Genomic DNA, 736 nt, shown 5'->3' with positions numbered 1-736 from the left:
TCAGTCATCGCGCTGCCGATATTTTTTGAAACAGATTTTATGTTGTCGATATGGTTGGGAGATTATCCTGATGGTGTACTGACTTTTATCAAGCTATTTTTAGTTCTTGCGTTTGTAAACCTTACGACGGTTGGTCTTCAAACGGCTATACAAGCAACCGGAGACGTAAAGGCTTACCAGTCAACTATTGGGTCAGTGCTGCTGCTAACTGTGCCATTGGCCTATATTTTCCTATCGTTAGGTTATCCCCCTTACACCGTTATTGTTGTTTCCATTTTTATGGAGGTAGTTTCTTGTGGAATGAGGCTCGCTTTTCTCAAGCTCAAAGCCGGGTTATCCATTAAGAAATATATATTATTTGTCATCAACAAAGCACTTCAAGTACTAATACCAACGATAGTCGTATTGTTTTCATTAACGATAAGTTTCGAGCAAAGTATTTTAAGGTTTATTTCTACCACTTTGGTTTCATTCGGGATGATTAGCTTTTTAACGTATTGGCTGGTGTTAGGTGTAGAAGAAAAGAAAATGATAAGACTAAAGGTATAAGAGCATGACAGCGAAAAAGTTGGTGATGGTTGGCTATACACATGACACAAACCTTGGTGATCAAGTGATAGTAGATAGTGCAGAATATCTTATAAAGAAGAATATTATAGATAATGAATTCTCTGTTGAAAGGTTTAACCTAAATTATTCAAACGAATTTAATAGTTTTAAAAAATTAAAAAGAAAA

2 pseudogenes are annotated in these 736 nt (G+C 35.5%); both read left to right on the top strand.

Annotated elements, in window-relative coordinates:
• Nucleotides 1–549 (top strand): annotated as a pseudogene (locus R7Z77_RS25340) (hypothetical protein); the annotation flags it as partial.
• A gap of 4 nt (nt 550–553) precedes the next feature.
• Nucleotides 554–736, top strand: a pseudogene (locus R7Z77_RS25335) (polysaccharide pyruvyl transferase family protein); the annotation flags it as partial.

It is taken from the genome of Vibrio sp. 1401, assembly GCF_033340295.1.
Note: the sequence above shows the minus strand (reverse complement) of the source record. Positions and strands in the feature narration are given on the sequence as shown.